This is a genomic window from Mycobacterium arosiense ATCC BAA-1401 = DSM 45069, assembly GCF_002086125.1.
In the GTDB taxonomy this organism is placed as follows: Bacteria; Actinomycetota; Actinomycetes; order Mycobacteriales; family Mycobacteriaceae; genus Mycobacterium; species Mycobacterium arosiense.
Genome location: NZ_MVHG01000003.1, coordinates 117,916 through 130,441, shown reverse-complemented (window position 1 = coordinate 130,441; position 12,526 = coordinate 117,916). Strand labels below are relative to the sequence as shown.

Here is a 12,526-nt window from a genome sequence, read left to right as displayed (position 1 = left end):
AGCAGCATAGTGGCCCTGCGTGGCCAGTTACTGCGCGGCAAGCGCCTCGATCAAGCTCTTGGGCCGGATGTCCGGCCAGTTCGCTTCCACGTACTGTAGGCAGTCCGCGCGGCTCGCCTCACCGAACGCCACCCGCCAGCCGGCCGGCGCGTCGGCGAAGGTGGGCCACAGGCTGTGCTGGCCCTCGTCGTTGACCAGCACCACGAAGGTCGCGTTCTCATCATCAAAAGGATTGGCGCTCATCATGTCTCCTTCGCACGGGATACCTGGACGGGCTGACCGTGGACCCCAACACCCGATCGGACAGCAGCCCGAGGCAGCTCAAGTTGGGGAACCCGGGCCCCTGGGTGAGTCCCGACAGGCTCGGCAGGAACAGCTTGGGCGTGACGTCTGTGACGGCCAGGTCATAATCTATCGCCTCCTGCAGCCGCTCGGCGGTCAGGGGTCCACCCAGGCCGAGTTCCAGCAGATCGAGCGCGTCCTGACTGAACAACGGTGCAAACCAGAGCGAATCGGCGCCGGAGCCGTCGATGACGAGATCAAAGCCATGGACCGTCTCCAGGTTTTCGCTGCCACGGTTGGTGGACAGGGTCAACCGGATCTGCCCCTGTCTGCCTACCGCGTGGGCGACCCGCCCACGCAAGTGGTGGATGCGGTCATCGGCCAGCAATGCTTCCTGCACGTTGGACGAAAAGACGCCACGGTCGGTCCGGGCCAACGCATCACGACGCTCGGCCAGGGTGAGGGCGGGCCAGTTGGTGGGGTCGGAGAACAACGAATTCTCGAAAAACCCTTCGCCGCGGGTGAACAGCGTCGCCTGCGGGGAGATCACGGTGATGCTCGAAACCCGATGGCGGAACAGCTCATAGAGCATCGCCGCGGCCGTCTCACCGCCCCCGATCACCGCCACCCGCTCGGCGCTGATTCGGTCGTGATTCGCTGCGCGGTCCCAGAATTGGGCAATCGAGAGCATCCGCGGATTGCCGGGAAGCAAAGACTTTTCGGCCTGACCGGGTCCGGTGATCATCAACGCGTCGGCGTGCACGGTGGTTTCGTGCGTGTGCAGCGCCCAACGCTCTCCGGTTACGGCCAATCGTTCGACCTCACCATGCACCACATCCATGCCGACGTGGTCGGCGACCCAACTCAGATATTTGCCCCACCTGCGATGCGTCGGCGCCGGTCTGCCACGATCGATCCACTCGGCGAACGACGCCGTGGCGATCAGGTAAGCCTGCCAGCTGTAGCGGGTCATCCGCTCGTCCAGCTCGGCATTGCGCCGCGGCACCAGAGCCGAACGGTACGGAAATCCGACATCCTTTTCCGGGCTGGTGCCCAGCCGATGTGCGCCGTCGGTCCAGCCGCCGCCGGCCTGCCAGTTAGCCGCGACGCCGATTCTCTCCACGGCGACCACATCGGGAACCTCGACACCCATTTCGCGCAGCACGAACGCCTTGGCGGCCACCGCCACCGCCTTGGCTCCCGCGCCCAGGATCGCAAGTGTGCTCATTTCACCACCTCTCGCAGTGAACCGATCCAAAGTTCTTGTAGCGCAGCAAGGTCCGCGTCGTCGAGAATGTCCGGCAGCACACGCCACTGGGCGACCAGAACCCGCTCTCCGCCCCATGCCATCACCATCGCCGCGATGGTGATTTCGTGGCGCACGGCCAGGTCCGGCTCCGGCACCGGCGACACCCCGGCGAGTAGCTCGCGTTCGAGCGTCAGCCCCGACCCGCCCGCGGTGTGGGCGGCGCCCAAATAGTTCAGCAGCAGCTGCGGGGCCGCGAATCCGGCGAGCCGCTCGGCGGTGTCGGCCCGCAAGTAGCGCAGCAACCCGTAGTCGAGTCCATCGCCCGGGATGGCGGCCAACTTCTCGGCCACCCGCCGCGGATCTGCCGAGTCCAGGCGGACCGGGTAGATGGAGCTGAGCAATCCCACCGTGTCGCTGGTGTCGATGGTGTGCGCACCCGGACCGTCCACCAAACCGTCCGCGCGGCCGTGTGTTTCGAGCGCGAGCAGTGGGGGCGGCGTGGGCTGGCCGCGCAGCCGGCGCCAGCGCGTCACCGTGGCCGCGGTGGCGGCCACCAACAGCGTGGGCAACGGCAGATCCGAACCCAGCAGCCGCCGTGTGACTCCGGCGTCGGTGGCGATGTTACGGACCAGCAGATCGCGGGCCCGATCGCGGCTTGGATCGAGCCGCCGGGCACCCAGGCTGGGATCGTCGCCGTCCAGCTCGGACGCCCAGAATTGCACGGTGTCCAGTCGGTGTGCACGCGCGGTGAGCGCGTCGGCCCAACGACGATAGCTGGTGTGTTCGCGAACGGGTGCCGGTGAATGACCGTTGGCCGCGGCCCTCAGCGCGGCGCCGAGTTCACCGAGGACCACCCGCCACGACGCCGGGTCCAGCGCGACGACGTGCGCGGCCAGCAGCAGAACGCTTTCCCCCGCGGGCGGCCGAAGCCACACCGCGGACAGCAGCGTTCCGCGTTCGGGGTCCAGCCGGTCGACGGCCTTGGCGACATGGGCCGGCACCGCCGCGGCCAGATCGCCGGCCACCTCAACCTCGTTGAGGATGTCGACGGCCGGCGCCGGAACCAAGGTCATCGCGGAGCGGTCCACCCGGGTGCGCAGCACCTCGTGACCGTCGATGATGCTGGACAAGGCCGCATCCAGCTGGTCGCGGCGCAGCGTCTGCGGCAACCGGATGGCTTCGGTCTGGGCGAGCCTGCGCGGGTCGCCGTGTTCGTAGAGCCATCGGCCGTTGGGCAGCAACGGCATCGGTCCGGTACCGGTGTCCGCCGGCTGGGCGGCGGCGGTGGTTTCCGAGTCGATCGCTTCGGCCAGTTCGCGCAGGTTGCTGCACTCGAGGATGAGCCTGGCGCGCAACGCAATTCCGCGTGCCCGGGCCGCCTGCACCACCGACAAGGCCATGATGCTGTCGAGTCCGAGCGCCAAAAAGTCCGCGGTGACGTCGACTCGTGGTTGCCCGAGCAGCTCGGCCAGAAGTTCGGCCAGCGCGAATTCCGTGGCGGTCTCCGGCGTGGCGGCGCCGACCACGGACTCCGCGGCGTCCAGGGCGGCTAACGCGGCTTCGTCGAGTTTGCCGTTGGGAGTCAACGGGATTTCGTCGACCATGACGATGCGCTGTGGAACCATGTAGCGCGGTAGCCGGGTGCTCAGCATGCCGCGCAGGTCGGCGGCCGTCGGCGGTTGAGCCGCGGCGTCGCCGGCCACGTACGCCGTGAGCCGCGGAATGCCGTTGCGCTGACGCACCAGCACGCCGGCGTGCCGCACGGCGGGATGCGATTCGAGGGCGGCGGCGATCTCCGCGGGTTCGACCCGGTGGCCGCGGATCTTCACCTGGGCGTCGGCGCGTCCTACGTATTGCATTGAGCCATCGGGCATCCGGCGAACCAGGTCGCCGGTGCGATACATCCTCTCCCCCGTCGCAAACGGGTCGGCGACAAACCGCGCCGCGGTCTCGCCGGCGCGGCCCACATAGCCACGGGCCAGCTGGGCACCGCCCAGATACAGTTCCCCCGTCGCCCCGCACGGCACCGGGCGCAGCGCGGAGTCCAGCACGTATCCGCGGCCGTGCCGGGTCGGCCGCCCGATCGTCGGCTCGTCGTGTTCGGCGATGTGGGCGACCACCGCCTCGACCGTGGTCTCGGTGGGCCCATAGCAGTTGTATGCCGTCATCGACGTGGTGTTGCAGGTGTTGCGGATCCGCGCCCAGGCCGCGCTGCCCACCGCCTCGCCGCCGAGCGCCAGCACGGTCAGGGGGACCTCAGCCAATAAGCCGACAGCCTGCAGCTGGGCGAACATCGAAGGGGTGGTGTCGAGCATGTCGATGCCGCGCGCGGATATCAGCGCGACGAGCGCCTCGGCATCGGTCTGGGTCTGCTCGTCGACGACATGCACGCTGTGCCCGTCGAGCAAGCCGACCAGCGGCTGCCAGGCGGCGTCGAAGGCGAACGACCACGCATGGGCGATACGCAGCGGTCGACCCAGTGTGCCTGCCGCGGGCCGCAATACGCGATCCAAATGATCGTCGGCGTAGGCGCCCACCGCGCCGTGGGTTCCGATGACGCCCTTGGGTTCTCCCGTCGTGCCGGAGGTGAACACGACGTAAGCGGCCTGCGCGGGCGGAACATCGACGGGGTCGAAGTCATCGTCGTGCGGTTCGGCGGCCTCGAGCAGCCTTTCGGTGAGCTGTTCCTCCAACACGATCGACGCGCCCGATTGGCGCAGGATCGAGTTGACCCGTTCGGGGGGCATGCCCGGCTCCATCGGCACGCACATGCCACCGGCTTTGAGCACCGCCAGTATCGCGATGACGTAGTGCGGCCCTCGCGAAAGTTTGACGCCCACCGGTGTTTCGGACTTCACACCGTGGTGGGCCAGTCGCGCCGCCAGCCGGGTGGCGTGGCGGTCCAGCTCGCGATAGCTCAGCGTCCCACCCGCCCAGCTGATCGCCGGGTTGTCCGGCGTCCTGGCCACGACGTCGGCGAAGCGAGCGTGGATGCTCAACGGCGACGACGTGTCCGGCGTTCCGATCGCGCCCAGCGGGCCGGCCTCATCGTCGAGTAGGACACTGACCTCGCGCAGCGGGCGCTCCCAGCCTCGCAGCAGTCTCTCGGCGGTGCTCAGCACCCGCCGTCCGAATGTGGCGGCGGAAACCGCCCCCAGCGCTCCGTCGATCGCTTCGATCAGCACCACCAGCTCGCCGCCTTCCATGTGGGCGGCGATGGCGATCGGGAAATGCGACAGGGTCTGCAGGGCGGATGGCCGGAATGTCGCACCGCCGGCGGTCAATTCGCCGCCGGCCGTCAGGCCGTCCATCGGGAAGTTCTCGTAGACCAGCAGGGTGTCGAACATCTCCCCGACCCCGCCGAGTGCCCGAAGCTGGGCGTGCCCGAGGTAGCTGTGTTCGCGCAGCAGCGCTGCATTGCGCTGCACGGCGCGGCACTGATCGCCGGCGGAGGCGGACGGGTCGAGCCGCACCCGCAGCGGGACTGTGTTGATGAACAAACCGACCATGCTCTCGACGCCGGTCAGCTCGGCCGGCCGGCCGGAAACCGTGACCCCGAAAACCACATCGTGGCTATCGGTCAGTCGCGACAACACCAGCGCCCACGCCATTTGCATCAGGGTGTTGACGGTGATGCCCCGGGATCGGCTGTCGTCGACGATGCGCCCGGTGACCTCAGCCGGCAGTCGCAGTCGGGTCGTGCGCGGCAGCCCCGGCCGCTGGCCCTCGGAAGCCTCCACGGATCCCAACGCGGCGGCCAGCATGGTCGGGCCCGGCAGGCCCGCCAGGTGCTCGCGCCAGACCCGTCGGCTGGCTTCGGGATCGCGGCTGGCCAGCCAGCCGATGTAGTCGCGGTAGGGCCGCGGGGCGGCGGGCAGCGCCGAGAGGTCACCGCCGGCCTGGTACAGCATCGTCATCTCGTTGATGAACACCGGCAGCGACCAGCCGTCGATCACGATGTGATGGGCGGTGAGCACCAAACGCCATCGGGCGCCGGGTAATTCGATGAGCAGGAAGCGGATGGCCGGCCCATGCTCAAGATCGAACGGTCGCCGCCGTTCGCCGGTTTCCAGCGCGGGTACCTCTTCGGGGACGGCGGAGACGAGTCGCCAGGGCAGCTCGACATGGGACGGCACGATCTGCACCGGTCGCGGGATCCCCCGGCTGAAGAAGCTGGCCCGCAAGTTCGGGTGGCGCACCAACATCCGCTCCGCGCAGTCGTGCAGCAGTGCGACATCGAGTGCGCCGAAGACGTCCGCGGCAATCCCGATCACGTACGGGTCGTCCGCCTCTTCGCCGTCGGTGAATTCGGCGAGCGTGGTCAGCGAATACAAGCCCTCCTGCAGCGGGCTCAGCGCCATCACGTCCTCGATGTCGGGCACGACATCGGTTTTGGCGGCCGTCACGGCGTGCCTTGGCGTGACGACGACCAAAGCTGCGTCACGGCAGCCAGATCCGAGGACGACAGCCCGGAGGTGCTCATCGGCTCGAAACGGGTATCGCCCACCGGCTCTTCGGGCTCGATGCCGGGCTCCGCCTCACCCAGGGCGTCCAGTGCGGCCGCCAGCTGCTGCACCGTCGGATTCTCGAAGATCATCCGCGGACTCACGGCCAGGCCGGCGGCCCGGGCCCGCGACGCGAGCTGCACGGACAGGATGCTGTCCCCGCCGAGGGCGAAGAAATCGTCGAAGCGCCCGACCTCGGGGGTGGACAGCAGTTCGGCGAACACCTTGGCCAGCGCCCGTTCGGTGTCCGTGCGTGCCGGTTCGGTCTGGCCGCCGGTGCTGACCGCCGGCCGTGGCAGGCCGGGCCGGTTCAGCTTGCCCGATTCGGTCTTGGGCAGCACATCGAGCACGGTCAGCGACGACGGCATCATGTAGCCCGGCAGCGTCGTGGCGATCGCGGCGCGTACCTCCCCGACGAACACCGCCTTCTCGGTGTCATCGGCGATCGGCCGTTGCGGCACGACATATCCGGCCAAAGAGGTGCCGCCGTGCACTTCCCAGATGAGAGCCGCCGCGGCGGCGACACCATCGGCTGCCGCCAGGGCCGCCTCGACCTCGGCCAGCTCGACGCGGAAACCACGGACCTGCACCTGATGGTCGGAACGTCCGACGAATTCGAGTTGGCCGTCGTCGGTCCACCGGGCCCGGTCGCCGCTGCGGTATAGGCGTGAACCGGGCTCGGCGCCATAAGGATTGGCGACGAACCGTGTTGCGGTCAGGCCGGGACGCTTCCAATATCCTCGGGCCAGCTGGTCACCGGCATAATACAGCTCACCCACCACCCCGACCGGGACGGGACGCAGCCCATCGTCGAGCAAGTAGGCCTGCGCACCCGGGACCGGCTTCCCGACAAGCGGATTCGGCAGACTCAATCGTCCCCGGGATACCGCACCAGAGGTCTCAGTCGAACCGATGTTGTTCAACAGCTCGGTGCCGCCGTCGTCGGCGCACACCGATACCAGCCGCTGCAACAGCGAGACGCTCACCGGCTCGCCACCGCACACCAACCGGGACAGCGAGCGCACGGCGTCGGGCCGGCTGTCCACCAAGGCCGAGACCAGGCTGGGCACCGCGGTGACCTGGGCGACCGAATACCGGTTCATCAAGTCCCCGAGGGCTTCCGGGTCACGGTGTTCGGCATCGTCGGCCAGGATCATGGTGGCGCCGGCCGCCAGGCCGGCCAGCATCTCCATGCCGCCTTCGAGGAAGGTGATCGAGGCCTGCGCCAGTCGCACGTCGACGGTTCGCGGCGGGTAGTGCCGCAGCTGCCAGTCCAGCCGGGCGGCCATCGAACGATGCGTTCCCACTGCACCTTTCGGCTTTCCGGTGGACCCGGAGGTGAACACCAGGTACATCGGGTCATCGGGGTGCGGCAGTCGCACATTCGTCGATTGCGGATCCACGTCATCGTTGTTCACCACGGCACGTACCTGTGGATCGTCCAGCGAGATCAGCTCGACCCCCGCCACCCGCGGCATGGTGTCCAGGGCTTCGACCGTCGCCACCACGACGGGCGGCTGCACGTCGTCGAGCATGAATCGCTTGCGCGCCGGCGGATAACCGGGATCGATCGGGAAGTAACCGGCGCCCGTCTTCATGATGGCCACCAGCGCCACTACCAGGTCGATACTCCGCCGCGTCGACAGCCCGACCAACGCGCCCGGACCCACCCCGTTTTTGACGAGCAACGCAGCCAAGTTGTCCGAACGGCGATGCAGCGCAGGGTAATCGATACACTCGTCGCCGCAGCGCACGGCGATCCGGTCAGCCCCAAGTGCGCGACTAGGTCCCAGCAGTTCGGGGATGGTCCGCGGCCGGTCGCGCGGCCGCCGCTCACCGCAACTCCAGTCCTGCAGGATGCGGCGCTGTTCTGCGGCATCGATGAGCTGGACGTCTCGCAAAGCCTGGTCGACGTCATCGGCAAACGCGTTGACCGCCCGTTTCAGCCATCGGGCCAGCCGCTCGATGGTAGTTCTGCTGTAGAGCTCGGTACGGAAGATGACGTTGCAGTGGTAGCCGATGCCGTCGGAGCCGTCGGTGCCGAAGAAGTTGACGCTGAGGTCGGCGTGCGCCATGTCGAAGATGGGATCCAGCGAGGTGCACACGGTGTCCTGCTCGCCGCTTCCCGCGGCGGCGGTTTCGATGACCCGCGTGGCGGACAGATGATCCCGGACGTGTACGACCACCTGGAACAGCGGATTACGGGACAGCGAGCGCACCGGGCTGACGCTGTCGACGACGCGATCGAAGGGCAGGTCCTGGTGGGCGTAGGCCGCCAGGGCCGTCTCCCGGGCCCGCTTGAGCAGTTCACGCAACGTCGGGTTACCGTCCATGTCGTTGCGCAACACCAGGATGTTGACGAAAAAGCCGATGAGTTGGTCCAACTCGGCTTCGGTGCGCCCGGCCACCGGGGTGCCCAACGGAATGTCCACGCCGCCACCGGCTTTGTGTAAGACGACGGCCACGGCCGTTTGCAGCAGCATGAATTCGGTGATGGCCAACTCACGGCACAGCTCGCCGAGCTTGGCGCGGGTGGCCGCGTCGATTTTGAAGTCAATCGATTCGCCTGCCCCGCTGGGCACCGGCTGGCGGGGAAAGTCCGGCCGCAGCCCGGTGTCTTCCGGCAATCCGGCCAGCTGGCGGGTCCAGTACTCCCGCTGCTCGCCGGCGATGGCGGATTCCTGGTCGCTGGCATCGAAATCCAGGCCCAAAAACGTGCGCTGCCATGCCGCGTAGTCGGCGTACTGCACCCGAAGCGGAGCCCAGGACGGGGCTTCGCCGCCGCGCCGGGCCCGGTAGGCCGTCATCACGTCGGAGAACAGCACGCCCGCCGACCAATGGTCAGCGGCGATGTGGTGCACGACCAGCGACAGCACGTGCTCCGCGGCGTTCTCGCTGCGCAGCACCGCGACCCTGATGGGCAATTCGCCGTCCAGCTCGAAACAATGGTGCCGCTCGACGTCGAGCTGCTGCTGCAGCCAGCCTTCGTCGGGGCCCACCTCGCGGCGCGTCGGAACCTCGACGCCGGCGGGGCGCACTACCTGATAGGGCACGCCGTCCAATTCGACGTAGCTGGTGCGCAGAATCTCGTGACGGGCGACGACATCGCCCACCGCAGCGATCAGTGCGTCGATGTTCCAGGGCCCGGTCAGCTTCGCCGCAAAGGGAATGTTGTTGACCGGACTGGGCCCATCCACCCGGTACGCGAACCAGCTACGCAGCTGGGACGCCGAGAGCGGCATCGGCTCGTCGTGTGCGGTGGTGATCAGCCTGGGCCGCGACTGCGTCAGCTCGCCGGCACTCAATCGGTCGACCCGCTCGGCCAATCCCCCGACCGTGGCGAGTTCGAACACGTCGCGGATGCCGATCTCGACGCCGCACTCGGCGCGGATGGCGGTGACCAGTTTGGTGGCGACCAGCGAGTGGCCGCCCAGGTCGAAAAACGAGTCGTCGACGCCCACCTGCTCGTGACCGAGCAGCCCCGAAAACAGTTGCGCGATGCGCCGTTCGGTGGGAGTACTCGGATCGCGGTATTCGGTACCCGCCGCGATGTGTGGTTGCGGCAGCGCGGCGCGGTCGATCTTCTGATGCGCGGTGATCGGAATCTGGTCGAGCACCACATAGGCGGCCGGGGTCATGTAGTCCGGCAGAGCTGCGGCGACCCGGGCGCGGATGCGCTCGACGTCGACCGATTCCGTGCCGGCGCCCTGGGCCGGCGTCACATATCCCACCAGGCTCTTGCCCAGCTGCGGCAGGTCCATGGCCAACACCACCGCTTGTCCGACGCTGGGGTCCACCGAGATGGCGGCGGCGATCTCGCCCAACTCGATGCGGAAACCGCGGATCTTCACCTGCTCGTCGGCGCGGCCGACGAACTCGATGTCCCCATCGGCATTGCGCCTGGCCAGATCGCCGGAGCGGTACATGCGCCCGCCCGCGGTGAACGGGTCGGCGACGAAGCGCTCCGCGGTCAACTGCGGCCTGCGGTGGTATCCATGTGCGACATGCGTTCCGGCGATGTAGATTTCACCGATCACCCCGGCGGGAACCGGCTGCAGCGCGCTATCGAGCAGATATACCTGCGTATTGATCTTGGGCCGGCCGATGGGTACCACCCGGGTGCCCTGGGCGCCTTCCACCGGGTAGCTGGTGCAGTTCACCACGGTCTCGGTCGGCCCGTAGAAGTTGTACAGCGACGCGTCGAAGGTGGCGTGGAACTTGTCGGCAATCTCGCCGGGCAGGGCCTCCCCGCCGATCGGAACGCGTCGCAAGGTGCGCCACTGGCTGACGCCGGGTAACGACAGGAACAGCCCCAGCAGCGACGGCACGAAGTGCATCGACGTAATGCCTTCGCGGGCCAGCAGATCGGTGAGGTAGCCGATGTCGCGAAGCCCGTCGGGCCGCGGAATCACCAACCGGGCACCCATGATCAACGTGCCGAAGATTTCTCCCATCGACACGTCGAAGCTGGGCGACGCTACCTGCAGCAGCCGGTCGGTTTCATCGATCCGGTACTCGTCGCCGAACCAGACGAAGTACTCGGCAATCGGTGCGTGGGGCACCGGAACGCCTTTGGGCAACCCGGTCGAACCCGAGGTATAGATCAGGTACGCGGTGTTCTGCGGGCTAAGCGGCCGGATCAACTCGGCGGGCGCGCTGCCGGGATAGTGTGCGATGTCGGTAACCGGTTCGCGCAGCACGAGTTTGGCGTCGGCGTCGTCCAGGATGAAGCTCAGCCGGTCCTCGGGGTAGGTGGGATCCACCGGCAGGTAGACGCCGCCCGCTTTGAGCACCCCGAGCGCCGTGGTGACCAATTCGGGGGACTTGTCCAGCAGCACCGCGACGCGATCCTCGGTGCCGATCCCTTGCTCAATGAGCCAGTGCGCCAACCGGTTCGATTCTTCATCGATTTCGCGGTAGGTGTAGGCGCGGCCCTCATAGACGACGGCGACGGCATCGGGCGTCAGGGCCGCTCGCCGGCCGACCAGCTCGGGCAACGTGCTGGCCGGGGTGACGAATTCTTCGCCTGTCGACACGGTGCGCAGCCACTCGGCTTCCGCATCGCTCATCAATGTGTATGCCGACAATTTCGCGTCGGGGTCCAAGAGCACGCTGTCCAGCAGAGTGGCGTAGTGGCGCAGCAGTTGCTCCACCAACGGATGCTCCAGCACCTCAACCAGGTACTCGGCCTCGACCAAGCCGGCGGCCGAGCCATCCAGCATCCGGTCCAGCTCAACCATGAGGCTCAGCGGGAGCTGGTTGAAATGACCGCGCAAGTCGCCGCGTTCGCAACTAACGCCCGGCGGGCAGAAGCCGGCACCATCGGGCTCGCGTTGTCCGAAGCTCACCCGGGTCATCCGATCCGCGCCATGCCTGCGGTCGGGATTTGACTCGCGCACCAGCCAGTCCAGGTCGGCGCGCGAATGGGCGAAGGCGCCTACCGCGGCGTCACGGGTTCGGGCCAGCAGGTCGCGGAACGTCTGGTGCGGCTGGGGCTGCAGCCGGATCACCACGGTGTTGCCGTAATAACCTATGACATCCTCGGTTCCCACACCGCGGTTGAGCACCGGCGCGGCAACCAGGAAGTCGGTCGACTGGGTGTAGCGGTGCAGCAGTGCGGCGAATGCGGCCATCAGCACCATGTACGCAGTGGCGCCGGTCTCGCGAGCCAGCGCGGTCACCCGGTCGACGGTGTCCGGCGATAAATGCGCGAACGCTCGCCGCGCGCGCCAGCTGCCGGGTACCACTGAACCGTTGGGCCCGGGAAGCTCGAGTGGCTCCGGGAGGTCGGTCATCAGGGACCGCCAGTAGTCCAGATCCGCTTGCCGAATCGCGGTCGGGTCAGCGGAGCCATCTGACAGCATCGGCCCGGCGTCGAAGTTGTCCGGGTCGATGTAGGCACCAGTCAGATCGGCGAAGAACGGCGCCCACGAGCCGTCATCCCAGGCGATGTGGTGTGCGGTGATCAGCAGCATCAGTTCATCTGCGGCCAAGTGGGCCACCGTGATTCGCAGCGGCGAATCCTTACTCAGGTCGAATGGCCGGCGAAAGTCACGCTGCGCCAGCACATCTAGGCGTAAGCGGCGGGCCTGTTCGGTGAGCCCGGTCAAGTCGTGCTCAGCCCAGTCGGGCCGCAGATCCTCGCGGAGCACCGGACGCGGGTCGCCGTCGGCGGTGGTGTCATACGTCGTATGCAGTACGGGATGCCGTGCGGCTACGGCGTCGACCGCGCGATGTAGCCGTGCGGCATCGACGGTGCCGGTGACCCGGTAGGAAACGCAGATGTTGAGCAGCGCGCTGTCGGGATCAACCGACTGCACGAACCACATCCGGTGCTGACCGACAGACATGCGCGGCTCATCGTGGGTCGCCACCGCCGCTCCGCCGGTCGATCGGGCCAGGCCGCGTTCAATGAGCTTACGGCGCAACAATTCCAAGCGCTCGTCCTCGAGACGGGCGCCGGCGCCGGTGGGGTCTGTCACGCTGGGAG

General features: G+C 67.8%; 4 protein-coding genes. All 4 read right to left on the bottom strand.

Annotation, left to right across the window (positions count from 1 at the left end; genetic code table 11):
* Positions 1–27: 27 nt before the first annotated feature.
* Genes BST14_RS02295 through BST14_RS02280 form a run of 4 tightly spaced genes read right to left on the bottom strand, consistent with a single transcriptional unit; the run spans position 28 to position 12,518 of the window.
* Complete coding sequence (locus BST14_RS02295) at positions 28–243, bottom strand: MbtH family protein (protein ID WP_083062968.1); 216 nt, start codon at positions 241–243, stop codon at positions 28–30.
* Positions 224–1,510, bottom strand: coding sequence for an NADPH-dependent L-lysine N(6)-monooxygenase MbtG (gene mbtG / locus BST14_RS02290; protein ID WP_083062967.1), 1,287 nt, complete (start codon positions 1,508–1,510; stop codon positions 224–226). Before mbtG ends, BST14_RS02295 begins: the two co-directional genes overlap by 20 nt.
* Entirely contained in the window at positions 1,507–5,937 is a 4,431-nt protein-coding gene (locus BST14_RS02285) for a non-ribosomal peptide synthetase (RefSeq protein WP_083062966.1), read from the bottom strand. The genes mbtG and BST14_RS02285 overlap by 4 nt, the downstream gene beginning before the upstream one ends.
* Positions 5,934–12,518 carry a non-ribosomal peptide synthetase gene (locus BST14_RS02280; protein ID WP_083062965.1) on the bottom strand — a complete coding sequence of 2,195 codons (6,585 nt, stop codon included), beginning with the start codon at positions 12,516–12,518 and terminating at the stop codon, positions 5,934–5,936. The genes BST14_RS02285 and BST14_RS02280 overlap by 4 nt, the downstream gene beginning before the upstream one ends.
* Positions 12,519–12,526 lie beyond the last annotated feature (8 nt).